Annotated in this window: 18 protein-coding genes, 1 tRNA gene, 1 other RNA gene and 1 pseudogene; 12 read left to right on the top strand and 9 right to left on the bottom strand. The window is 58.4% G+C overall.

Features of this window, described 5'->3' with window-relative positions:
• The first annotated feature begins 273 nt into the window (after positions 1-273).
• The 4 genes from DBAC_RS17690 (at position 274) to DBAC_RS05570 (ending at position 5,547) form a co-directional block, all read left to right on the top strand.
• The gene (locus tag DBAC_RS17690) at positions 274-2,217 is read left to right on the top strand and encodes a sigma-54-dependent Fis family transcriptional regulator (protein ID WP_015773297.1); all 1,944 of its coding nucleotides are present in this window, start codon (positions 274-276) and stop codon (positions 2,215-2,217) included.
• A 305-nt stretch (positions 2,218-2,522) separates the two neighbouring features.
• Positions 2,523-2,858 (top strand): putative quinol monooxygenase, encoded by a 336-nt coding sequence (locus DBAC_RS05560; RefSeq protein WP_015773298.1) that lies wholly within the window; start codon positions 2,523-2,525, stop codon positions 2,856-2,858.
• 212 nt (positions 2,859-3,070) lie between these two features.
• Positions 3,071-4,090 carry a guanitoxin biosynthesis MBL fold metallo-hydrolase GntH gene (gene gntH / locus DBAC_RS05565; RefSeq protein ID WP_218915593.1) on the top strand — a complete coding sequence of 340 codons (1,020 nt, stop codon included), beginning with the start codon at positions 3,071-3,073 and terminating at the stop codon, positions 4,088-4,090.
• A gap of 62 nt (positions 4,091-4,152) precedes the next feature.
• On the top strand, positions 4,153-5,547 hold the full coding sequence (locus DBAC_RS05570) for a carbohydrate porin (RefSeq protein ID WP_015773300.1): 1,395 nt from the start codon (positions 4,153-4,155) through the stop codon (positions 5,545-5,547).
• On the opposite strand, the gene DBAC_RS19285 is transcribed toward DBAC_RS05570, so the two are convergent.
• The 5 genes and pseudogenes from DBAC_RS19285 to DBAC_RS05590 all read right to left on the bottom strand — a co-directional run bounded on the left by DBAC_RS19285 (position 5,511) and on the right by DBAC_RS05590 (position 8,581).
• Positions 5,511-6,557 (bottom strand): tyrosine-type recombinase/integrase, encoded by a 1,047-nt coding sequence (locus DBAC_RS19285; RefSeq protein ID WP_435050781.1) that lies wholly within the window; start codon positions 6,555-6,557, stop codon positions 5,511-5,513. The two genes, DBAC_RS05570 and DBAC_RS19285, sit on opposite strands and share 37 nt — an antisense overlap.
• A gap of 21 nt (positions 6,558-6,578) precedes the next feature.
• Positions 6,579-6,796, bottom strand: a pseudogene (locus DBAC_RS05580) (Arm DNA-binding domain-containing protein); the annotation flags it as partial.
• 184 nt (positions 6,797-6,980) lie between these two features.
• Positions 6,981-7,371: a transfer-messenger RNA gene (gene ssrA / locus DBAC_RS18265) on the bottom strand.
• 254 nt (positions 7,372-7,625) lie between these two features.
• Positions 7,626-7,985 (bottom strand): Hpt domain-containing protein, encoded by a 360-nt coding sequence (locus DBAC_RS17700; RefSeq protein ID WP_050762044.1) that lies wholly within the window; start codon positions 7,983-7,985, stop codon positions 7,626-7,628.
• Positions 7,986-8,504: 519 nt separating this feature from the next.
• Positions 8,505-8,581 (bottom strand) — tRNA-Arg (locus tag DBAC_RS05590).
• Between the two features lie 198 nt (positions 8,582-8,779).
• Here DBAC_RS05590 and hslV point away from each other — a divergent pair.
• The 5 genes from hslV to DBAC_RS05615 all read left to right on the top strand — a co-directional run bounded on the left by hslV (position 8,780) and on the right by DBAC_RS05615 (position 16,214).
• Positions 8,780-9,328: an ATP-dependent protease subunit HslV gene (gene hslV, locus DBAC_RS05595; protein ID WP_015773301.1), complete on the top strand. Its 549-nt coding sequence runs from the start codon at positions 8,780-8,782 to the stop codon at positions 9,326-9,328.
• Complete coding sequence (gene hslU / locus DBAC_RS05600; RefSeq protein ID WP_015773302.1) at positions 9,328-10,668, top strand: ATP-dependent protease ATPase subunit HslU; 1,341 nt, start codon at positions 9,328-9,330, stop codon at positions 10,666-10,668. Before hslV ends, hslU begins: the two co-directional genes overlap by 1 nt.
• A 461-nt stretch (positions 10,669-11,129) precedes the next feature.
• Positions 11,130-12,011 carry an acetylglutamate kinase gene (argB, locus tag DBAC_RS05605; RefSeq protein WP_015773303.1) on the top strand — a complete coding sequence of 294 codons (882 nt, stop codon included), beginning with the start codon at positions 11,130-11,132 and terminating at the stop codon, positions 12,009-12,011.
• 211 nt (positions 12,012-12,222) lie between these two features.
• On the top strand, positions 12,223-14,934 hold the full coding sequence (locus DBAC_RS05610; protein WP_015773304.1) for a DUF2339 domain-containing protein: 2,712 nt from the start codon (positions 12,223-12,225) through the stop codon (positions 14,932-14,934).
• Complete coding sequence (locus tag DBAC_RS05615) at positions 14,931-16,214, top strand: DUF3999 domain-containing protein (protein WP_015773305.1); 1,284 nt, start codon at positions 14,931-14,933, stop codon at positions 16,212-16,214. The genes DBAC_RS05610 and DBAC_RS05615 overlap by 4 nt, the downstream gene beginning before the upstream one ends.
• A 49-nt stretch (positions 16,215-16,263) precedes the next feature.
• Here DBAC_RS05615 and DBAC_RS05620 read toward each other — a convergent pair whose 3' ends face one another.
• The 4 genes from DBAC_RS05620 to gcvH all read right to left on the bottom strand — a co-directional run bounded on the left by DBAC_RS05620 (position 16,264) and on the right by gcvH (position 20,822).
• A complete protein-coding gene (locus DBAC_RS05620; protein ID WP_015773306.1) occupies positions 16,264-17,379 on the bottom strand; it encodes an HDOD domain-containing protein in 1,116 nt (371 codons plus the stop codon).
• Between the two features lie 182 nt (positions 17,380-17,561).
• Positions 17,562-19,013: an aminomethyl-transferring glycine dehydrogenase subunit GcvPB gene (gcvPB, locus tag DBAC_RS05625; protein WP_015773307.1), complete on the bottom strand. Its 1,452-nt coding sequence runs from the start codon at positions 19,011-19,013 to the stop codon at positions 17,562-17,564.
• Positions 19,010-20,338 (bottom strand): aminomethyl-transferring glycine dehydrogenase subunit GcvPA, encoded by a 1,329-nt coding sequence (gcvPA, locus tag DBAC_RS05630; protein WP_015773308.1) that lies wholly within the window; start codon positions 20,336-20,338, stop codon positions 19,010-19,012. Before gcvPA ends, gcvPB begins: the two co-directional genes overlap by 4 nt.
• Positions 20,339-20,441: 103 nt before the next feature.
• Entirely contained in the window at positions 20,442-20,822 is a 381-nt protein-coding gene (gcvH, locus tag DBAC_RS05635) for a glycine cleavage system protein GcvH (protein ID WP_015773309.1), read from the bottom strand.
• Positions 20,823-20,980: 158 nt separating this feature from the next.
• On the opposite strand from gcvH, the gene DBAC_RS05640 reads away from it, so the two are divergent.
• From DBAC_RS05640 to DBAC_RS05650, 3 genes are all read left to right on the top strand, one after another.
• Positions 20,981-21,520 carry a hypothetical protein gene (locus DBAC_RS05640; RefSeq protein ID WP_015773310.1) on the top strand — a complete coding sequence of 180 codons (540 nt, stop codon included), beginning with the start codon at positions 20,981-20,983 and terminating at the stop codon, positions 21,518-21,520.
• A 140-nt stretch (positions 21,521-21,660) separates the two neighbouring features.
• Positions 21,661-22,389: a TVP38/TMEM64 family protein gene (locus DBAC_RS05645; RefSeq protein WP_015773311.1), complete on the top strand. Its 729-nt coding sequence runs from the start codon at positions 21,661-21,663 to the stop codon at positions 22,387-22,389.
• A 117-nt stretch (positions 22,390-22,506) separates the two neighbouring features.
• Positions 22,507-22,860: a response regulator gene (locus DBAC_RS05650; RefSeq protein ID WP_015773312.1), complete on the top strand. Its 354-nt coding sequence runs from the start codon at positions 22,507-22,509 to the stop codon at positions 22,858-22,860.
• The last annotated feature ends 12 nt before the right edge of the window (positions 22,861-22,872 follow it).

The following is a 22,872-nucleotide window of genomic DNA, read 5'->3' on the forward strand; positions in this document are numbered from 1 at the left end:
GCAAAAAACTATGCGAACACTCTGCGGATATGTTGGTATCAAAACTCTCGCCGCCCAATGGTTCATGGACGCGCAGGCCCATCGTCAACCGGGCCACGAGTGCTGGATGCCATGTGTCCGTTTTCCCAAAGTGGACTCTGGCCATCGGGTTTTCACGAATTTCTGATGATCGCGGGTATTACATATCGCCTTGTGGGCGAGATATCGCCTTGACACGGATCGAGGACACGGATTGAGTATGTATACGATGATAAACCTCCTCCCGAGAGCTGCATGAAGCCGACGATGCAAAGTTCATTTTACGACTACCACAAGCGGATCTCCGAAATATCCGCCAGAATGGTCAAGGCCTCGAAGGCGGAACTCGATGACGAGATTCAGCGATCACTCAAAGAGGCATTGCAGCCGCTGGGCGTGGATCGCGGGGGGCTTCTCCAGGTTTTCGAGGATTCGCCGATCGTTCACATCGCGTATGCTTGGTATGATGACGGATTGGAGCCGGTCTCAAAGGACATCAATCTGGCGGAGAGATATCCCTGGGCCTACCAGCACATCGTTGTCCAGGGAAAGACCTGGGCCATGTCATGCCTTGGGGATCTTCCGCCCGAAGCCGATGTCGACCTGCGATCATATCGTCTGCTGGGATCCAAGTCGGTTCTGAGCATCCCATTGTTCTTGGGCCAAAAAATCGATTATATCCTCACGGTCAACGCCCTCAAAGAGGAACGGGACTGGCCCGAAGAGATTGTCGTGTATCTGCGCCTGCTCGGAGAGATTTTTGTGAGCGCCTTGCAGCGGAGAGTTGACGACTATGCCCTGCTTGAGGCCAAGGAACGTCTTTCCTTGGCGGTGGAATCCGCAGGAGCCGGCATTTTGGATCTTGATCTTGAAAGCGGCGTCTACTGGACTACCGACAGGGCCCGGGAGATACTCGGCTTGGATTCCGGGCTGAGCGTCAAGTTCGAGAATACCCTGAAATTGATTCATCCCGACGACAAGGCCATGTTCCAGAAGGTCATGGGCGAAGTCATCAGCAAAAAAGGGCAGGGCAGCATCGAATACAGGATCGTGTTGCCGAACGGACAAATCCGCTGGCTGCGAAGGTGGGTGCGTTATCATGAGGGGTTCCCAGCGGGACGCCCCAGGCTTTTGGGGATCACCCTGGATGTGACTGAGCGTCAACAGATGGAGCTGAAACTCAGGGCGCAGCTTCAGGAAATCGAACGCCTGCACGGCCAACTGGAGGAGGAAAACTCCTACCTGCGCAACGAGGTGATGTCCTGTCGGGAGCGGAAGAATCTGCACAACTTCGGCGAACGGATGCAGGAGGTTTTGATCAAGGTCGAGCAGGTGGCCAGTACTGAATGCACCGTTTTGATCGAAGGGGAAACCGGGACCGGCAAGGAAGTGCTCGCGCAGGCAATCCATCAGAGCAGCCCTCGGTCACATCGGATGATGATCACGGTCAATTGTGCCGCTCTGCCCGCCGCCTTGGTGGAGAGCGAGCTTTTCGGACGCGAGAAGGGGGCGTTTACCGGAGCGCTAAGTCGGCAAGTGGGACGCTTTGAACTGGCTCAGGGCTCCACTCTGTTTCTCGACGAGATCGGAGAGATGCCGCTTGAGACGCAGGCCAAGCTGCTGCGGGTGCTCCAGGAGGGGGAATTCGAGCGCCTCGGGAGCCCAAAAACCATCAAGGTCGATGTACGGGTCCTCGCCGCCAGCAACCGCGACCTGGCTGTGGAAGTTTCCCAGGGGCGCTTTCGCCGCGACCTCTATTACCGTCTCAACGTCTTTCCCATTCTCCTGCCACCGTTGCGGGAACGCCGCGAAGACATACCGCAGCTGGTTTGGGAGTTCATCAGCGAATTCGGGGACCGGATGGGGAAAAAAATCCGCCGTATCGCCAAGAACGACATGGAGCGTCTCAAGGTCCATGCATGGCCCGGAAATATACGCGAACTGCGCAATGTCATCGAACATGCCATGATCGTCACCAAAGGGGATACGCTAGAGCTTGCGCACTTGCTGGTGAACGCTCCTCAAGATGAGCCGGTTGTGACTCTCGAAGAGATGGAGCGCCGGCATATCCAGAGGATTCTCAAGGTCGCCGGAAACCGGGTCAGGGGTTCGGGCGGTGCTGCGGAGCTGCTGGCCATCAACCCCTCGACCCTTAATTCGCGGATGCGCAAGCTCGGCATCAAAGCCAGGCCTGTCTGAGGCGTCACTGCAAAAAGACGTCATCCCCGCGAAGGCGGGGATCCATGTCTTTTTAACCGTCTGAAAAGAATGGATTCCTGCTTTCGCAGGAATGACACTCAGGGTCTTTCGCGACTTTTTGCAGTAGTGTCTGTCTGAGCCTGTGGTGTGATATTTCAACGAAAAGGCGACATATCGTCTGGCGTGTCTCTCCCCTTTCCTCCTGAGTCTCTTCAAATTCTGCAATAACTACCAAATATTAAAGACCTTAGCGTCTCTTCCGGGCGGCGCGTGTCTTTGGCACTGATCATGAATATCTTCAGTCCATGATCATCTCCATCATCAAGATCTTCCCGGCTGCGGGACGAGAGGGCGTCGTCATGGATGTCCTCGACTCGTTGAAGGGACCTGTTTCCGCCCAAGCCGGCTGCCTGGGGTGTTCGGTTTCGGTGGAGGTGGGGGAGGGAGAAGCGATCTGCTACACTGAGCGGTGGAGTTCCAGGGAAGCTCTCGATTGGCACCTCAGCACGCCTCTCTACATGCGCCTGCTGGAAGTCATGGAGTGCTCGTGCCGGCCTCCTGAGGTCGAATTTTTTGAAGTAGCCGATGCCCTTGGCATTGAACTGGTCGAGCAGATCAGGAATCCCAAAGGTGAAAAGTGACAAGCCGAGGGGCGTAAATAACGCTCAAGTACAGGGAGAATTTTATGAGAAAGTCAGCGCGAATTTTATGGAACCTGCTCGTGGTCATCAGCTTGTTCTTGATCCCTGCTTATGCATCGAAAACGGCAGAGCCACTTGTGTCAGCAAGCGGCGAACCCCACATGTTGGCAATAATTGATGCGTTAACGAAACTTGCCTACGAGGGCGGGACGATGCCCCTTACAACCACGCCGGTAGTTGGAAAGCCTGAGCGGCAGTACCAATCCGTCTTCATGCCGGGGACGGAAACGCTGGACGCCGGCGAGATGAGGGTGACCATCCTCGGCAGTGGAGACCCCTTCGTCAAGAAGGGCCAGTCATCGGCCTCCGTGCTCATCGAAGTGGGAAATGCGGAGCGCGACTTCTTCTTTTTCGATCTTGGGTCAGGCTCACTGGCCAATTTCAACGGGCTCAAACTCCCCGTGACCGCGACAACGAAAGTGTTCCTGACACATCTTCATGCGGATCATGTCGGCGACATGCCGACCCTTGTCTGGAGTCTTGCCAAGGCCGGGAGATCCGTTCCCGTCGAGGTCTGGGGTCCCTCCGGCGCGACCAGGGAGCTTGGCACCCTCGCATATGCAGAGCACCTGCTGGCGGCCCATGCCTGGGATACGGCCTCCTTGAGCGAACATCCTTCCGGACGATCCGGCGCGCGCATGATCGCAACAGAATTTCCGCATGACACGCCGACAGTAGTTTACGAGCGCAACGGCGTAACCATCTCGTCTTTCCCCGTGAAGCACATTCTGCCCGGCCCCGTCGGGTATCGCATCGATTACCAGGGACGCTCGGTGGTCTTCACCGGTGACACGATGCCCACCGAGACCACCTTGGAGGCATGCAAGGGCGGCGTGGATCTTCTCATCCACGAGTCCTTTCCCTCGGCCTCGGTTTTCGCGAAAAAAGCCAATATCCCGTTGGAGCAAGCGGAGATAGTCGTCAACCATTCGCACACCAGTCCCGTCACGGCCGCAAAGGTTTTCAAGGAAGCGGGTGCCCGCATGTCGGCGATATGGCACCTCGTCGTAGACCATGACACGGTGGGACCGGCATATCAGGAAATTCGCAGTCAATTCGACGGCCCTGTAACCATCGCGCAGGATCTCACCGTCTTCAACATCACGCAGCAGGCTGTCGTCACTCGCCAGGCGATCATCGACCCGGTCGCCTGGCCAGTTCTTGGCAAGTAATGTTACTGTATCAGCAGACGTGTCTGAAAAGAGCCTTGATTCTCTAGGGAGGTTTTGCCGGGATGATGAAAACAAAAACTATTGCCAGGTTGGCGACCCTGATCCTCGCGTTGATCGTGCCGCTCCAGGTGCAGGCAATGCCCTATGCCACCCCCGAGACCTGGGGGGGAGACCTTATGTCGCGTCCCCGCCTCACCGGAGACTGGGGGGGACTTAGGGACGCCATGGCCAAAAATGGAGTGGTGCTCGACCTGGACACCTATTGGGTGCCGCAGACCATCACCAGCGGAGGGAAAGACCAGGAGAGCGGGTCCTGGGGCAACGGGATAGCCACCCTCAACGTGGATACGCAAAAAGCGGGGCTTTGGCCGGGTGGATTCCTGAAAGTCCAGACCGTCAGCAGCTTCGGCGACAGCATCGCAACCGATACGGGTGCCATGGTCCCGGCCAATATATCCTGGATGCTGCCCACCCTTGATGAGGAGACCGGCCTGCAGGAATTCACTTACACGCAGTTCCTCAGCCAGCATTTAGGGGTGTCACTGGGTAAGATCAACTCCATCGCGCCGACCAATGTGCTCCACGGCGACTACACCAAAGGATTCCTGAACGCGGGGCTGAACCTGCCGCTGGCCTTGGCCATGGTGCCGCTTTCGGCCTATGGCGGAACCGTCCTCTTTCTGCCCAACCACGATGTCACTCTGGCAGGCATGGTCCTGGACGCGAGCGGCACCATCGATAACGACAAGCTGGGCGATGCCTTCAAGGACGGCGTGATGGCCCTGGGCAGTGCGGATCTGAAGGTCAGGCCGTTCGAACTCCCCGGTCATCAGAATCTGACGTTCGCCTGGAGCAACAAGACCCGCATTTCTCTTGTCCAGGACCCGTCCAACATTGGGCGTCTGCTCCTGCAGGAACGCTTTCCGCGGCTTGGGAACCCGGGATCGCCCCTCTACCATATCCTTGAAAGGCGTGCTCCCGAGCTGCTGGTTCCGGCCGAGCCTCTGAACACGGAGAAGGAAACCTGGGCGGGCGTCTACAGCTTCGAGCAATTTCTCTGGCAACCCGCGGGCGATCCGCACCGCGGCATTGGAGTCTTTTTCAGCGCCGGCGTAAGTGACGGCAAGGCCAATCCGATCAAATACAGCTTTTCCCTGGGATTGGTCGGCAAGGGCGTCGTGCCGGGCCGGCCAATGGACGATTTCGGGATCGGGTGGGCGCGCACGGAGTTCAGCGACGACTTTGTGCCCTTCCTGCGTGACAGGTTTAACCTCGGTCTTGATCACGAAGATGCGATCGAGGTCTACTACAATGTTTCGGTAACGCCCTGGCTCAACGTCAGTCCGAACTTCCAGTTCATTTCTCCGGCCCTGGACAAGACGTTGGATTCGAGCGGAAATTTCAAAAATCTGGATGATATCTACATGGCTGGCGTGCGTATCGGGGTACGGTTTTGAACTTTCCCGGCTGAGGCTCTACAGGCAATGTGGTCGTCAATATTCATCAACAGGGAGACAACATGCGTAAGGTACATCTGGTAATGCCTTTTTTTGTCTTGCTTCTTGGCTGATCGTTTTTTTCCGGGTCCGCCCAGGCCGCAACCGCTGCTGAAATTGACAAGGCTGTCAATCTGGCTCTGGAAAAGCTCTATGCGAGCACGCCAGCGGCTGCCGAACTGGCCAAGGTCAGCAAAGGGGTGCTGGTCTTTCCGGATGTCGTTAAAGCCGGGCTGATCGTCGGCGGGCAGTATGGCTAAGGGGCGTTGCGGGTCAACGGCAAGACCGTCGGGTATTACAACACTCTGGCCGCTTCCTACGGGCTTCAGGCCGGAGCGCAGACCTTTGGTTACGCCATGTTCCTCATGAATGACAGCGCCCTTGATTACCTGAAGAGGAGCCAGGGATGGGAAGTAGGCGTCGGCCCCACTGTGGTGATCATGGATGAGGGATTGGCCAAAAGCCTGACCACTTCGAGCGACTGTAGCTTTGCCATCGCGGTGTTGAAAACTGGCAAGGTTGAACCGGAGTGTTTTGGCGACACACAAGGCGCGTGAATTTCTAAGTCCAATAATGCTTGGGTGGTGCGTATGGACAACGGGCTTGAGAGCTCCGCGAAGATCCGTCGCGATGTCGCGGTCACAATAGCCATTAGCGACGCCATATCGGAAGATCTGGCCGCAAGTGCTTAGTTCGCGGTGTGCGGTTTCAAAAGCTCCCCTGGCTTCAATCCTGCGAAGGATCACAAGGAGTTCAGGGGCAAGCATGGATCGGAAAGAGCGAAGGCCGAGCCCTGTGAAGATATTCTTTTCAAGGCCCCTCAAGATGCGCCTGGCATGCCCTGGAGTCCAAACATGGACTCGTGAGGAGTGCCATTCACGAGCGATTTCTTCGAAGGTTCTCGAATTAAGAGATTGCTCGACTTCAAGCGCTTTCGAGACCGCTGCAGGATCAAACCCTTCCGCTAGAATCGCCCGCTTTTCGAGAGTTTTCGAACGCGCATCAGCAAGAGAAACCTCGGGCCAAGCGCCGAAAGAAAGGCGTTTTCCTTGCCGTTAAAACGGTATTTCCAGCGCCAAAGTTTAGAACCAGTGGGAGAAATTTCGAGGTAAAGCCCTTTTTCGTCGAACATCCGAACGGGTTTTTCAGCGGGCTTTGCGGCTTTGATTTGTGCAATGTTTAGTGGCATCTGGGTACCTCTTGGGGGCATTTTGACGAGGAATTCACGAAGAATTCACGCGATGCCCCCATCGATGCCCCCAGAAGGTGGAGAGTTCAAGAGCAAAACTGAGAGGAGTTGCGCATGGCGACTTGCAGGAAAGCTAGGAGTGACGGTTGTTTCCTGGAGAGAGGGCACAAAAAAAGCCCACTTTCATGGGCTTGTTTTTGTTACGTGGTGGAGCCGGGGAGAATCGAACTCCCGTCCGAGAATGCTCCGCGCAAAGCTTCTACAGGTTTAGTTCAGGTTTTGCTTCTCGCTCCACGGTTAGCCCCTGAACGGGCTTCCTTGGCGCCAGCCCGGAATTTGTCTCGCGATTGGTCATCCAGACAGTAACCTTTCGCCAGCCTGATGGGGTTTGCCACCCGGATACGGATTATCAGACATCCACCGCACGGATGTGACGACCTTGGTCGTCATGCAAGGGTTACCTATTTACTAGGCAGCCATTGCGTAGTCATAATTGTCATTGGCAATTATGTTTCTGCTGGGTTTTGACGAGGACCTCCCAGCACCTCGACCTGCAACTTTGGCCTCATCATCCCCGTCGAAACCAGGGCGGCCCCTCAAAGAACTATCATATAATTTAAGACCGTTTGCCGCAAAGGCAAGCGCTTTTGAAAAACATGAAGAGCGCGATCGAGAACATGTATCCCGGGTCCTGTCAAGTTCGGCCCGTCGGCAATTCCCTTGCCGTCCGTGAAATGATCCGCAGGTCAATGCAGTCCCGGCCTGTGGGGAAGCTTCCGGACGTTCGTGTTCTGGTAGGCTGGAGGATTGATCCTGTTCAAACGTGCATGCATTGTCCGTCAAATGTCATTCAATTTTCATGCATTGATATTTCTTTCAGAAAATCCTGAGCAGCCTCTTCCAAGGATTTAATATTTCTGTTCAAATTATCCACATCATTGTTGTTGCATGCAACTTCCATTTCCTTGGCAAGATGCTGTAAGATATCTGCGCCCATATTCGCAGCCGCGCCGCGGACACTGTGAGCGTGGAGCGCGGCAGAGGCCATGTCTTTGGCGTTCAGGCTTTTTTTTAATCCCTCTATCCGCAAGGGAAGGTCTTCTAAAAAATATGTAAGGATTTCCTTTGCCAGATGCTCATCGCCCAGGAACCTTTCAAGCATGGTTTCCTTGTCCCAGATGAGAAAATTTTCGTGCTCAATTTTGTTCATATAACGGCCTTTTGTCTTGTGTCGTCATTATTTTGTTGTTGAGTGGCAGCGATTTGCACATCGATCCAAGATGGCATGAGCGGCCCAGAATCAGAGATTTCATCTTTTTTAGGAGTAGCTTTATTTTCATTTCCGACCGCAGAGCTGCCTGCGGCAGCGATGCGGCACAGCGGCAGGAATCCGTCGTAATTGTCGATGGTATGGTAGCCACGTGTTTTTGAGCAAGATATTTGTATGACAAAATCGCGGTCGCAGAAGAAATATCGGCCTTATTACGGCTTTTGAGGGGAAGAGCAGGCGGGTGACGCAAGGCATGTAAGACAGAAGTGCCGTTTTTGTCGTGCAAAGTCCGGGCGTTTGGCCCTGGTTGGCGCGAATTCTGCCTAGCGGCGTGGAAATCTTGGATGTTCGTGGATTCGGTCTCAGCGGCCGGGTGGTTGCGGCCATGGTTATGCGAGAGGGCGACGGTGCACGAAAAAAAAAAGGGTTTGCTGAATAATCAGCAAACCCTTGATTTTCTGGTGCGCCCGGCATGATTCGAACATGCGACCTACTGATTCGTAGTCAGGCACTCTATCCAACTGAGCTACGGGCGCGTCGAGAAGTCGGTTACTATGTACAAGAGGCTTCATCGTCAAGCAGTTTTTTCTCAAATTTCATTTTTTTTCATGCGGCCCCCAGCACCCGTTTCAAATGCTATTTCCCTGCCCCTGCCTTGACAAGACCGGGGGAGTGTCCAACTTGTTTGCTTTATTCACGCGCCGTTGAAGAGCGCACCCAAGAAGGAAGAAATCATGCAGGAAATGCGCGGAACAACAATTCTGGCGGTCAAGGATGACAAAGGCGTCTCCGTGGCCGGTGACGGACAGGTCACCCTGGGCCAGGCCATCGCCATCAAGCACGGGGCCCGCAAGGTTCGGCGTCTGTACCGGGATCGCATCGTGTGCGGTTTTGCCGGGTCTACGGCCGACGCCTTTACGCTTTTTGAAAAATTTGAAGCAAAGCTTGAAGAATTCGGCGGAAACCTGGTCCGCTCCAGCGTCGAGCTGGCCAAGGACTGGAGGAGCGACAAGTATCTGCGCCGTCTGGAGGCCATGTTGTTGGTGGCCGACGCCGAGAACATCCTCATGCTCAGCGGCACCGGAGACGTCATCGAGCCCGACGACGGGGTGGCCGCCATCGGCTCCGGCGGGGCCTACGCCATGTCCGCGGCCCGGGCATTGCGCCGCCATACGGATCTGTCCGCCGAGGATATCGTGCGCAAGTCCATGGCCATCGCCGCCGAGATCTGCGTCTACACCAACGACCATATCATCTTTGAAACCGTGACCAGGAACTCCTGATGAATACCTTGACCCCACGTGAGATCGTGTCCGAACTGGACAAATACATTGTCGGCCAGACCCAGGCCAAGCGCATGGTGGCCATCGCCCTGAGAAACCGCTGGCGTCGTCGTCAGCTCGATCCCGAGCTGGCCGAGGAGATCGCGCCCAAGAACATTCTCATGATCGGCCCCACGGGCGTTGGCAAGACCGAGATCGCCCGCCGCCTGGCGAAACTTGCCGGTTCGCCCTTCATCAAGGTCGAGGCCACCAAGTTCACCGAAGTGGGCTATGTCGGCCGCGACGTGGAATCCATCATCCGCGACCTGATGGAGATCGGCGTCAACCTGGTCCGCCAGGAAGAAGAGGCCAGCGTGCGCATCAAGGCCGAGGTTTCGGCCGAAGAGCGCCTGCTGGACCTGCTGCTGCCTACCAAACCCCTGGAGTCGGCCGGAATCGATTATATCGGTCCCGAATCCCAGGCCGAAGGCTCCACCCGCGAGAAGCTTCGGCAGCTGTGGCGGGCGGGCAAGCTCGACGACCGCATGGTGGAGGTGGAGGTTGCCACCGGGGGCGGCGTGCAGGTCATGGGCGTTCCGGGCATGGAAGGCATGGAAATGCAGATGCAGGACATGTTCTCCAAGGTCTTTCCCAAGAAAAAGAAGACCAAGAAGGTGGCGGTGAAGAGCGCCTACGATATCCTCATCCAGTCCGAATGCGAGCGCCTCATCGATATGGACAAGGTGCACGAGACCGCCCGCGAAAGGGTGCAGGAATCAGGCATTGTCTTTCTGGACGAGATCGACAAGATCTGCGGCGCGAACAGCTCCGGCAAGGCCGACGTATCGCGCGAGGGCGTGCAGCGCGACCTCCTGCCCATCGTCGAAGGCAGCACCGTCAACACCAAATACGGCATGGTCCGCAGCGATCATATCCTCTTCATTGCCGCCGGGGCGTTCCACATGTCCAAGCCCTCGGACCTGGTGCCCGAGTTGCAGGGACGCTTCCCCTTGCGCGTGGAGCTTTCGGCCCTGACCAAGGAGGATTTTTACCGCATCCTGACCGAACCCAAAAACGCCCTGACCGTGCAGTACAAGGCGCTTCTTGGCACCGAAAAGGTCGAGATCACCTACACCGACGAGGCGCTGCTCGAAATCGCCCGCTTCGCCCAGAAGATCAACGAAGAGACCGAGAACATCGGCGCGCGCAGGCTCTATACCATCATGGAGAAAATCGTTTCTGACCTGTCCTTCGACGCTCCGGACATGGAACAGGCCACTGTGACCATCGACAAGGACTATGTGGCCAAGGCCCTGCTAGATGTGCAGGAAGACCGGGATCTTACGCGCTACATCCTGTAGGCTTTGCCACTTTGCGCAGCTGAAAAAGGGACGTTTGCTTATTTGCGGGCGTTCCGTTTAACCTCGGCGTCATTCCCGCGAAGGCGGGAATGACGCCAGTTGAAGCACACCGGTTGGATCCTGCACCGCCCCAGCGTCCCGGGTTGGTCCGGGGCAGGGTCGCCGACTGTTTGACTGAGCCAGGCATCGTTTGTTGAATCGCTGCCTGGCGTGCTGGCCGGATTTTTCGTCCTGCCGGCAGCGATTCAACTCTACGAGGCCCGCGATGGAGTTTCGGCGGTCCCTGCCCCGGACCAACCCGGGACGCGGCCGCACAGAGATTCCATCTTTTCGGTTCATTGCCTCGGACCGCAAAACCTCATTCATCATTGTGCTTGAACTTTTCCCCCCGCCTTGCCAAAGTACTCCATCACGCCGTCGAGCCGGCATCATTCCCCACCATTCACGTCCACGAGGGAGCCATGTCACAAGAAGCTTTGAGAGCCGCCTTTCTTCTGGAGGCGCTGCCTTATATCCGCGAGTTTTACGGCCAGACCATCGTCATAAAATACGGCGGGCACGCCATGAAGGACGAAGCCCTGCGCAAGAGTTTCGCCCTGAACATCCAGCTGCTGCGCTATATCGGCGTCAACCCGGTCATCGTGCACGGCGGCGGGCCGCAGATCGGGAACATGCTCAAGCAGCTCGGCATTACCTCCGAGTTCCGCCAGGGCCTGCGCGTCACCGACGAGGCGACCATGGACGTGGTCGAGATGGTGCTGGTGGGCAAGGTCAACAAGGAGATCGTCAACCTCATCAATACCCAGGGCGGGCGGGCCGTGGGCCTGTCCGGCAAGGACGGGCGCATGATCTGGGCCCAGAAGCTGGAGATGGCCGTGGAGCGCGCCGACGCTCCGCCCGAGATCATCGATCTGGGCAAGGTCGGCGAGGTCGTGGCCGTGGACACTTCGGTCATCAGTTCCCTGCAGGCCGCCAATTTCATTCCGGTCATCGCCCCGGTGGGCGTGGACGAAGAGGGCAACACCTACAACATCAACGCCGACTCCGTGGCCAGCGCCGTGGCCGTGGCCGTGGGCGCCAAGAAGCTCATCCTGCTGACCGATGTGCCGGGCGTGCTGGACAAGAAGGGCGAGCTCATCTCCTCCATGACCCTGCATCAGGCCGTGCATGCCCTGGAGCAGGGTGTTGTCACCGGGGGCATGATCCCCAAGATCAAGTGCTGCCTCGAAGCAGTGGACGGCGGCGTGTCCAAGGCCCATATTCTGGATGGAAGGGTGGAAAACGTCATTCTGCTTGAGATGTTCACCCAGGGCGGCATCGGTTCGGAAATCACGAGCAAATAGTCACGGCTCGCGCCTTCAGGAAGCCCGGCCCTCCATGCGTGTGACGGCCGGGCTTTGTTGCGTCCGGCGGCATGCTTGAGGAATCTGCGCTGGATTCTTCTTGCCAACATCCCCGGCACTCGGCAAAGCCTTGGAAAGTCATTGCAATCTTGGGGCAAGCCGGGCGTGGGCAACGCACCGGAGCCTTGCGGCGGCCGGCATGGAGGTGTTTGTGCGCATTGTTCTTGGCATCCTGATCCTGCTTTCCTTTCTCGGCGCTCTTGACGACTGGTGGCGCAGTCCGGTCCTGCTTGTTCTTCCGGTCCTGGGCGTGGTCTGCTTTGTCCTTGCGTCCCGGATTGCCGCGCAGGACAGAAAAATAAGGGAACTGGAAAAGCTGCTCCGTGCACAATTCCGGGAACAGAAGGCCTCGGCGGACAGCTCTTCCATGGGGGCCGCAGCACATGCCGCTGCGACGACTGCTTCCGCTCGGAGCGCAAGCGGGCGGCAATTTGCCGCCCCTACCGTTGGTGAGGCCATTTTCGGATGGAACGAAGGGGGGGATTCCGGCGAGAGCTTTGTTTTTTCAGCCCAGGAAGAGGCCACGCCCGCAGCCCTGTCGCAGTCGGTTCGCGAAGCGAAGCCTGCGGCTTTGGAGTGGATCGCCAGCGCCTGGTCGCAGGCCAGGGACTGGATCACCGGCGGAAATCCCGTGGTCAAGGTCGGGCTGGTGGTGCTTTTTTTCGGAGTGTCCTTTTTGCTCAAATACGCTTCCGATCACAGCCTGTTGCCGGTGGAACTGCGCATGACCGGGGCTGGAATGCTGGGCATCGCGCTGCTGGGTCTGGGCTGGCGACTGCGGCGCAGCAATCCCGTCTATGCCCTGCTGGTGCAGGGAGGCGGGGTGGGCGTGCTGTACCTGACCATTTTCGCGGCGGCCCGTTTTCTGGAGATGATCCCGCCGCTGTGGGCGCTGATCCTCATGTGCGCGGTGGTGGTTTTTTCCGGAATTCTGGCCGTGGCGCAGAATGCTGCGGCGCTGGCTGTTTTCGGCGCGGCGGGCGGATTTCTGGCCCCCATCCTGCTGTCCACGGGCCAGGGCAGCCATGTGCACCTGTTCGGCTATTACGCGCTTTTGAACCTGGGCGTGCTCGGCATCGCCTGGTACAGAACGTGGCGGGTGCTCAACCTGCTCGGGTTCGTCTGTACGTTCGGCATCGGGGCCTTGTGGGGCGCCCGGTATTACTCGCCGGAATATTTCCCGACCACCGAGCCCTTCCTGATCCTCTTTTTCCTCATGTACGGGCTCATCTCCATCCTCTTCGCCCGCGCAAGCAGCGGTTTGGAGCGCATCCGGCTCGACAGCGCCCTGGTCTTCGGCCTGCCTCTGGCGGCTTTCGGCCTGCAGATGGGGCTGGTTCGGGACATGGAAATGGGCGCGGCCTTCAGCTGTCTGGGGCTGGCGCTGTGGTACATTTTGCCCCTCAAGCTCTTTTGGAAGAAGAGCGGCTGTCTTGGGCTCCTGGCCGAGGCCCATCTCGCCCTGGGCGTGATTTTTCTCTCCCTGGCCGTGCCCATGGCCCTTGATGCGTCATGGACCGCTTCCACCTGGGCGCTGGAGGGGGCGGGAATGATCTGGCTTGGGCTGCGGCAAAGACGTCTCATCACCAGAATCTTCGGCTTGCTGTTGCAGATTGGCGCGGCGCTGGCCTTTGCGGCTTCGCTGTCCCTGTGGTCGTTTAATCTGGACAGTGGACATCTGCTGGCCGGGCTCTTTCTGGGTCTGGGGGGCTTTTTTTCGAGCTGGATCTACTGGAACATTCCTGAAGCGCGGCTGTCCCGCGAAGAACCGTTGCCGCTGGCCATGGGATTGTGGGGTGCCGCGTGGTGGTACGGAACCTGGTTTTTTTGGGCCGCGGACCAGGCTCATTCGGAACTGATTTCCCTGGCGGCGATCCTGGCCGCTCTTGGGGTCTGGGCTGCGCTGCACAGGAAGATCACGTGGCCCATGCCCCGCTATCTTGCGCAGTTCACGGTCGTGCTGCTGCTTTGCTGCGCCATGCTTTGGGACAGACATCCTGGTGCGGACTGGGGATGGATTGGCTGGCCGCTTGCCTTGCTGGCTCAGTTCGCGATGCTTTTTGCCCTGGATGAAAAGTGGGATGAGCGGGTGCGTGGATGGGTGCATACACTGAGCGCGCTCTTGGTCTTCGTGCTGGCCCTGCGTGAAGCGCATTGGCAGGCCTTCCACGTCATAAAAAACGGAAGCTGGGCCGATGCCGCCGCAGCCGTGACCGGGGTCCTGCTGCTCATCGGCATTGTTTTCCCGCGAGCCGCCTGGCCCCTGCGCCGGCATTTTGTCGCCTATCTTCGCGCCGGGGGCGCCCTGGCGGCAGTCCTTGCATTGTGGTGGGCCGGAGCCTGTTTCGCCAGCGGCAACCCTCGTCCCTTGCCCTATGTCCCGGTCCTGAACCCCCTTGATCTGACCCAGGCCCTGGTGCTTGTCACCCTGGCTGTGTGGGCGCGCAAGTCCATGGTGTACGACGTGCTGCGAATCCGCCGTACCGAGCGACTTCTGCCTGGCATTCTGGCGGCGTGGGCCTTTGTCTGGATGAACGTGGTCGTGGCCAGAACGGTTCATTTTCTGGGCGATGTGCCCTATGCGATAGATTCCATGTTCCGCTCCGACGTGCTGCAGGCCGCGTATTCGGTGCTCTGGTCCATGGCGGCGGTGGGGGCCATGCTCTTTGGTCGGCGACGCGTCCTGCGACAGCCCTGGCTGGCCGGGGCGGGGCTGCTGGCGGTTGTGGTCGGCAAGCTTTTTCTGATCGATCTGGACGGGCGCGGCACGGTGGCGCGTATTGTTTCGTTTCTGGGAGTGGGACTGCTCATGCTTGTAGTGGGCTATTTTTGTCCGCTGCCGCCCAAGGGGGAGAATTCATGATTTTCATTGTGCTGCTCGCTGTATTAGTGCCTTTTTCCGCCCTGGCCTCCTCGCCCATGGATTTTGCCCGGGGCTATCTTCTTGAGACGCAGGAGGAGTTTGCCCTGCAACGCCTGGAGCTTCCTTTTGAAGTCTACAACGCCAGCGTGCGCGCCGATCTTGGAGATCTGCGCGTATTCAACGCCGAGGGCGCCGAGGTGCCCATGCACCTGCGCCGCAGTGAGGCAAGGCCGGTAGCGGCGCAAGAAGTCCCTCTGCATCTGTTTCGGGTCTCAAGCCGCTCCGAGGGCGGCCAGGATTACGACGTTCGCCTGCAGGTGCGCACCAGTGACCATGGTGCGGTTCTGGAAACCCGGATGACTTCGCTTCCTGCGGGAACAGATCAAGCCCTGCTGCTCGACGCTTCCGCCGGCACGGAAGCCCTCGCCGCGCTGCGTTTCGAACTGGGAGCCTCATCGTCAGCCTTTATCCGCGTCGACGTGCGGGGCAGCGACGACCTTTTTTCCTGGCGTACGGTCGGAAGCGGCGTGCTGGCCTTCATGGAACACCAGAATGGGCGCATCCTGCAGAACAGGATCATGCTGGATGGCAAGCGCTGGAAATATTATCTTGTGACGGGGCAGGCCGATCTTTCGCTTCTGGAAGCGGCCTTTGCAGAGAAGATCAGCAGTGATTCAGGCTTGACCCGCCGCTTCGCGCCTTTGCGCGGTGTGCGGGCCGGGGACGGTACGTATGAGTATGTTTTGCCGCCTGCCTTGCCGGTGGATGTGCTGGACCTGGCGGATGTGGAGAATGCGGTGCTCGGCGTGAAAGTGCTGGTGCCTTCGGGAGACGAATGGCGCAGCATCGGGGCGGGGTCGCTTTTTCGTATGAACGTCGACGGCCAGTTGCTGGCCGGTCCGGGTCTTGCGCTGCGCGGACCGCATGAGCGTTTTCGGATTGTGATGCAGGGTGCGCCGGTGCCTTTGCGCGTCGGGTGGCTGCCCCATGAGCTTGTCTTCATGCCGCAAGGGGCCGGGCCGTTCACGCTGGCCATGGGCAACCCCTCCATCAAGCGCACCCCGGACATGCTGGCGGCCATGCTTGAGGACAATCAGATCGGGGCAGTGCGGCTGGGCACCGCCACGATCGCTGAGCCGGTGGTCCTGGGCGGCGAGGAACGGCTGCTGCAGGAACGAAGTTACACCAGGTTTGTGCTGTGGACGGTTCTTGGCCTGGGGGTGATCCTGCTCGGGTTCATGGCATGGCAGTTGATCGCAGCCCTGGATCACAAAAAGTGAACGCCGGGCGCTGATCGGCACGGCAACGAAACAAACAGTTTTATCGACCTCAGTTCAGGGTCGCCTGTACCAGGCGCACATTGCTCATCACGTCGTTTATCAGCCCGGGACTCAGCAGAATCTCCCGGGCTTCCTGTTTTGATATGATCTCGCGGAAGCTGGGGTCGAGTTGATCGAGTTTGCGTACGTCGTCGAGCAGGGAGCCGTTGGGTGAGATGAGTTTGGCCACCTGGTTGGCCAGGAAAAGGACGGTCAGGCTCTTGGCCTGCTGCCCGTCGCATTCGAGTTGCGAGACAGGCAGCAGCGCGGGAAGGTGATGGCCAAGGACCAGGGTGCGCAGCTGAGCCGGGATGCCCCCGCTTCTGGCCATGATCTGGGCGGCCTGGATGTGGGTGGCCATGAGACGCTCGTATTCACGGTCCAGGCTTTGGGGATATACTTCATCCTCGTCGGGGTCCTTGACCAGCAGGATGAGCACCAGCTTGCCGATGTCGTGCATCAGTCCCGCCGTGTACAAGGTGCCGCTGTCGAGATCCTGCCTGGCCCTGGCCATGTACGAGGCGGCAATGGCGGTGGAGTTCATATGCTGCCAAATGGCCTTGAACATGCGTTGGTGCTCGGGATTCTTGTATAGTGAATAGGGCATGACGCCAAAGGCGATGAGGTTTTTCAGATTGTTCAGGCCCAGGATGTTCACTGCGGTGTGGATGGATTTGACATCCGTGGCTACGCGGAAAAACGGGGAATTGATGGTTTTCAGCACGCGAGAAGAGAGCAGTGGGTCGCGGGTGACCAGATCCCCGAGTTCCTTCATGCTGACGTCGGGGTTGTCGATGGCGGCCAAGGATGAGTGCAGTGTGCCGACCTTGTCGAAAGCCTTGACCAGATTCGAGATCGCGGTTTGAGCCAGGGCGGATGGCGGTTCGTAGACATGGGTCATCTGGTTGCCGGTGGAGGACTGCGTGCCGGAGTAGATGTGATCCAAGGCGCGGATTAAGACCGATTCCCATTCATTGAACGCGCTTTGTTCATCGGCGGCCAGATTTATCTTTACGGGATCATGATTCTCTCCAACAATGGGTTCCAACTGCGGCTTGCGCGAGACATAAAAATACATAAGCGCTGCAAGGGTAAGCAGCGCAGGTATGACAAATATGTATGACATATTTTTCCTCATATGAAAAGAATTTATGCAGTTTCTTTAAACACGAGGTTGTGTGATTGCAATGAATTTTATTACGCATCACAAAAACTACGAAGAAGGTAGGAATAAGAGTTGAATCGATTTGCATGCCAATAAAAAAGCCTCCGGTGAAGGAGGCTTTTTTATTGGTTCATTGTGTGGGATCAGAGTCCGGCGTCGTCCACAAGCTCCATGCTTCTGGCTGCGCGAACCTCGTCGAGGCGTTCTACTGGTGTGGTTATGGGCGCATTTTGAATCGATGCTGCATCGGTATCGACACGGCCAAGTATTTCGATCAGATCATCGACGAATCCGTCCAGGGTTTCCTTGCTTTCCGTCTCCGTGGGCTCGAACATCAGGCATTCCTTGACGATGAGCGGGAAGTAGATGGTCGGTGCGTAGTGTCCCTTGTCCAGCAATGCCTTGGCCAGATCCAGGGCGCGTACGCCCTTTTCGGCCTGTTTCGCGGCCGAGGCGACGAACTCGTGCATGCAGATGCGGTCGTGGGGGATTTCAAGGACATCTTCCAGGCGCTTGCGCATGTAGTTGGCGGCCAGAACCGCGTTTTCCGAGGCGCGCACGATGCCTTCGCGCCCTAGGCGCAGTATGTAGGCATAGGCTTTCAGGATGACCCCGAAGTTGCCGTAGAAGGGCGCGATGTAGCCGATGGATTTGGGGTAGTCGTAGTTGAGGTAGTACTGGCCGTCCTCAAGTTTGACCACGCGCGAAACGGGCAGATAGTCCACCAGACGCTGACTCACGCCCACCGGACCGGAGCCGGGCCCGCCTCCGCCGTGAGGGGTGGCGAAGGTCTTGTGCAGGTTCAGGTGCACGACGTCGAAGCCCACGTCGCCGACACGCATCTTGCCCATGATGGCGTTCAGGTTCGCGCCGTCGTAATACAGCAGTCCGTCCACGCCGTGGACCAGCTTGACGATGCGTTCAAGGCCGCACTCGAACAGCCCCAGGGTGTTGGGGCAGGTCATCATCAGGCCCGCCACCTCGTCGTCCAGCACCTTTTCCAGTTCGTCGGGATCGATCATCCCGTTTTTGGATTCAATGGACACGACGTCGTATCCGGCGATGGCCGCCGAGGCCGGATTGGTGCCGTGGGCGGAGTCGGGCACGATGATCTTGGTCTTTTTGTTGCCCTTGTCGTTGTGGTAGGCGGCCATGAGCATGACGCCCGTCAGTTCGCCGTGGGCGCCGGCCATGGGCTGCAGGGTGAAGGCGCTCATGCCGGTGATCTCGGCCAGCAGCTGCTCGGTCTCGTACAGCACTTCAAGGGCGCCCTGGGTCATATGCCCGGCCCCTTTAAGCTGCGGGATGAGCGGGTGCACGGAGGTGAATCCGGGCTGGGCGGCCACGGCCTCGGTGAATTTCGGGTTGTACTTCATGGTGCACGACCCGAGGGGATAGAAATTGCTGTCCACGCTGTAATTGAGGCGCGAAAGCCTGGTGAAATGACGGATGACGTCGATTTCGGACAGCTCCGGGAGTTTCGGGGCACTGCCGCGCAGCAGGTGCGCGGGGATGTCGCCTTCCGTGTTGCCCCTTGGCTCTTTGGGCCACACGCCGGCGCGGCCTTTGGCTGAATCTTGGAAAATGGTTTTCACAGGGCACCTCCAATCAACTCGGCCAGGATGCCGATACACTGCTTCGTGGTTTTTTCGGTGCAGGCCACCAGGAGGTGGTTGTCCATGCCCTGGTAATAGCGACCCAGGGGAAAGCCGGGCACGAACTTGTAGTCCAGGAGCTTGTCGATGACCTCGTAAGCCCGCACGGGCAGTTTGACCGTGAATTCGTTGCCGAAGGGCTGGTTGAGGACGCGAACGCCGGGCAGACGCTCCAGGCGGTTCGCTGCGTAATGGGCGCGCTCGATGCCGGTCTGGGCGGTTTTCTTCAGGCCCTGGGGGCCGAGGAGACTCATGTACATCAGCGCCCGCAAGGCGCACAGCGCCTGGTTGGAGCAGATGTTGGAGGTGGCCTTTTCGCGGCGGATATGCTGCTCCCGGGCCTGCAGGGTCAGCACAAAGCCGGTCTTGCCGCTCTTGTCCACGGTGCGTCCGACAATGCGGCCGGGCATCTGGCGGATAAGCTGCTTGTTGCAGGCCATGATGCCGAGGTACGGGCCTCCGAAACTTAAGGGCAGTCCCAGGCTTTGTCCTTCGGCCACGGCGATGTCCGCGCCCATTTCGCCCGGAGTCTTGAGCACGGACTGCATGATCGGGTAGGTCGAGATGATGGAGACGATCTTGTGCTCGTGGGCCTTGGTGAACAGGGCCGTGAAATCCTGGATCGTGCCGAAGAAGTTGGGGTTCTGGACAATGACCGCGGCCGTGTCGTCGTTCAGGGCTGCAAGCAGGGCGTCCACGTCCGTTTCGCAGTTCCGGTGGGGGATGGTCACCAGATCGAGCTTCAGGTTTGAGGTGTAGCTGTCGAGCATGACCCGGTAGATGGGGTTGACGCTCTCGGAGATGACGATGCGCGTGCGCTTGTTCTGGCGAACGGCCATCATGATCGCTTCGTAGAGCGCCGTGCCCCCGTCATAGAGGGAGGCGTTGGCGTACTGCAGGTCCAGGAGGCGCGCCACGGCGGTCTGGTATTCGAAGATGGCCTGCAGCATGCCCTGGGAGGCTTCGGCCTGATAGGGGGTGTAGGCGGTGTAGAACTCGCCCCGGCTGCAGAGCGCGTCCACGGCGCTCGGAATGTAGTGATCGTAGAATCCGGCCCCCAGGAACGAGGTCAGGTCCGTGTGGTTTTTGGCCGCCGTCTTTTCGAGCTTCTGGCGGACGTCCATTTCGCTCAAACCCTCGGGCAGGTTCAGTTCGGCGGCCCGGAATTTTTTCGGAATGTCTTCGAACAGGGCCTCGATGCTGTCCACGCCGACGGTGGCCAGCATTTCGCTCTGTTCGGCAGGGGTATGCGGTATGAAGGGCATGTCGCCTCCGGATGATGGGCTGCGTCCATCCGGCCGGAGGCGATGAGTTCAAGCGGAAAATGGTGAACGTTCGCGCAGCGGAAGGGCAGCCGGATGATAAGGGTTAGTGCGCTTCGGCGGCGCACAGGGCCGCGTAGGCGTCGGCGTCGAGCAGTCCTTCGGGCGCGGCGGAGAGCCGGACCTTGAACAGCCAGCCCGTGCCGAAGGCGTCCTTGTTGACCAGTTCGGGCGCGTTTTCCAGTTCCGTGTTGACTGCGGTGACCTCGCCGCTGACCGGGGAGTAGATCTCGCTGGCGGCCTTGACCGATTCCACGGTTCCGATCTCGGCGCCGGCCTCGGCCTGGTCGCCAGGCTGGGGAAGTTCGACGAAAGTCAGGTCGCCGAGCTGTTCCTGCGCGAAGTGGCTGATGCCGACTACGGCTTCGTCGCCTTCGATTTTGACCCATTCATGGGATTTTGCGTATAGAAGTTCCTTGGGATTCATGACAGCCTCCAGTGTTGAATTTTGGAGATTCGGTGCTGGATCGTTTCCAGCCCCTTGAGTTCGCGCTGACATAAATATATTGCCACGAAAGCGCAATAAAGAGATGACGGGCGTGGAAAATAGATTATGCATTGCCAATAATTTTTGCAGGAGGAACTATGAAATTGGTGCGTGTGGCCGGGTTTTTCATAATGATGTTGTTTATTTCTTCAACCGCGTGGTGTTCCGGACTAACTGCAAAGGACGTACAGGGTTTTATTGCCTCCATGCAGGAGCTCAAGCCATACTTCGACCAGTACGCTGAAGAGAGCGGAGACGATGGCGACGCGTCGAGCACCGCCCAGATCGTCACTGATTGGGCCCAGGGCCTCAAAGAGCAACGCGATGTGGAAGCCATCCTCGGCAAGCACGGGTTTGATTTGAACACCTGGGCCGCGGTTTCCCAGCAGGTGACCCAGGCTTACATGGCCGTCAGGCTCGGCAAGGATGGGCAGGATGTCATGGGGCAGATGCAGCAATCCATCGCGGAGATCGAGTCAAACAAGGAAATACCTGCGGAATACAAGTCCCAGATGATCGCGCAGATGCAGACGAGCATGGCGGAGATGGAAAAAGTGCTCGCCGCCTCGCCTGAAGATCAGGTCACGGTGAAGCCTTTCGTGTCCGAGCTGGACGCAATTTTTGAAATGCAGGAATAGAGGGGGCGGTGCATTGGTTTCTCGCATGCCGCCTCCGGGCGGCATTGTGTTTTCAAGGAACTGGCCGTTCGCAGCCTGCAGTCGCCGCCGTCGATCAAGCGTATTCTCGCCGACCTTTCAACGAACAGCAGGGGACATAAATGAATTTTTCCGACCCGGGTCAACGACGCGTCATCATCAAGACTCTCCTCGTGGTGGTCTTTGTTGTCCTGCTGGCGGCGATTCTTCTTTATTTTGACGTGCAGCAGCTCTTCCGTGACGCGCTGGCCTGGATTTCGGGCCTCGGCGTCCTGGGGCCGGTCATCTTTGTCGGGCTTTACATCCTGGCCTGTGTCCTGCTGTTGCCCGGCGCGATTCTGACCCTGGGCGCGGGGGCGATCTTCGGTTTTCTTCAGGGTGCCATCGCGGCCTCCGTCGGCGCGACCCTGGGGGCGACCTGCGCGTTTCTGGTCGGGCGTTATCTGGCCAGGGATTGGGTCGCCAGGCGCATCGCGGGCAGCGCCAGATTCAGGGCCGTGGACGAGGCCGTGGCCAAGGAGGGCTGGAAGATCGTCTTTTTGACCCGGCTCTCCCCCGTGTTTCCCTTCAATATCCTCAATTACGCCTTCGGACTGACCAGGGTCGGTCTCAGGGATTATTTTTTCGCATCCTGGCTGGGCATGATTCCGGGCATGTTCCTGTACGTTTATCTGGGCTCCCTGGCCGGCGACTTGGCCGGCCTTGGCACCGGGAATCGCGAACGCACCATGGGCGAATGGGTCATGTACGGGGTGGGCCTGCTGGCGACCGTCGCCGTGACCGTGTTCATCACCCGCCTTGCCAGGGCGGCCCTGGCCAAGCGCATTCCAGCACCAGGGCCGCAGTCGTGACCTCAGGGCGGACGGATGAGGAAATCTTGACAGATATGTTTTTCGTACAGGAGATTCTTCCCAAGGTCGGATAAAGTCTGCTATGCGGAAATAAATTTGGCGCGGGGGGAGGCAGTTATGGATCGAAAGACTGTTCTGGTGATTGACGACGAAGAACATGTGCGCATGCTCTATGCCGAGGAGCTTCGCGCCCAGGGCTATGCCGTGGTTCTTTCGGACGGGGGGGAGGATCCGCTGGCTCTGGTGGAGGAACACAAGCCCGATCTGATCATCCTGGATATCAAGCTGGAAAGCAGGTCGGGGCTGGATGTTCTGCAGATCGTGCGTTGCAAGCATGCCAGGCTGCCCATTATCCTCTGCACCGCCTACGACAGCTTCCGTCTCGACCTCAAATCCATCGCCGCCGACGCCTACGTGGTCAAATCCTATGACAGCTCGGAACTGATGCGCAAGGTTGAGGAGCTCATCTAGAAAATTTCGCAG

Origin of the sequence: Desulfomicrobium baculatum DSM 4028 (assembly GCF_000023225.1) — a bacterium.
Classification (GTDB): domain Bacteria; phylum Desulfobacterota; class Desulfovibrionia; order Desulfovibrionales; family Desulfomicrobiaceae; genus Desulfomicrobium; species Desulfomicrobium baculatum.

Excerpts from the sequence above, each read along its gene's own strand:
- DBAC_RS17690 (WP_015773297.1), top strand. The coding sequence starts at position 274 with ATGAAGCCGACGATGCAAAGTTCATTTTACGACTACCACAAGCGGATC.
- DBAC_RS05560 (WP_015773298.1), top strand. The coding sequence starts at position 2,523 with ATGATCATCTCCATCATCAAGATCTTCCCGGCTGCGGGACGAGAGGGC.
- gntH (WP_218915593.1), top strand. The coding sequence starts at position 3,071 with ATGCCCCTTACAACCACGCCGGTAGTTGGAAAGCCTGAGCGGCAGTAC.
- DBAC_RS05570 (WP_015773300.1), top strand. The coding sequence starts at position 4,153 with ATGATGAAAACAAAAACTATTGCCAGGTTGGCGACCCTGATCCTCGCG.
- DBAC_RS17700 (WP_050762044.1), bottom strand. The coding sequence starts at position 7,985 with ATGAACAAAATTGAGCACGAAAATTTTCTCATCTGGGACAAGGAAACC.
- hslV (WP_015773301.1), top strand. The coding sequence starts at position 8,780 with ATGCAGGAAATGCGCGGAACAACAATTCTGGCGGTCAAGGATGACAAA.
- hslU (WP_015773302.1), top strand. The coding sequence starts at position 9,328 with ATGAATACCTTGACCCCACGTGAGATCGTGTCCGAACTGGACAAATAC.
- argB (WP_015773303.1), top strand. The coding sequence starts at position 11,130 with ATGTCACAAGAAGCTTTGAGAGCCGCCTTTCTTCTGGAGGCGCTGCCT.
- DBAC_RS05615 (WP_015773305.1), top strand. The coding sequence starts at position 14,931 with ATGATTTTCATTGTGCTGCTCGCTGTATTAGTGCCTTTTTCCGCCCTG.
- DBAC_RS05620 (WP_015773306.1), bottom strand. The coding sequence starts at position 17,379 with ATGTCATACATATTTGTCATACCTGCGCTGCTTACCCTTGCAGCGCTT.
- gcvPA (WP_015773308.1), bottom strand. The coding sequence starts at position 20,338 with ATGCCCTTCATACCGCATACCCCTGCCGAACAGAGCGAAATGCTGGCC.
- gcvH (WP_015773309.1), bottom strand. The coding sequence starts at position 20,822 with ATGAATCCCAAGGAACTTCTATACGCAAAATCCCATGAATGGGTCAAA.
- DBAC_RS05640 (WP_015773310.1), top strand. The coding sequence starts at position 20,981 with ATGAAATTGGTGCGTGTGGCCGGGTTTTTCATAATGATGTTGTTTATT.
- DBAC_RS05645 (WP_015773311.1), top strand. The coding sequence starts at position 21,661 with ATGAATTTTTCCGACCCGGGTCAACGACGCGTCATCATCAAGACTCTC.
- DBAC_RS05650 (WP_015773312.1), top strand. The coding sequence starts at position 22,507 with ATGGATCGAAAGACTGTTCTGGTGATTGACGACGAAGAACATGTGCGC.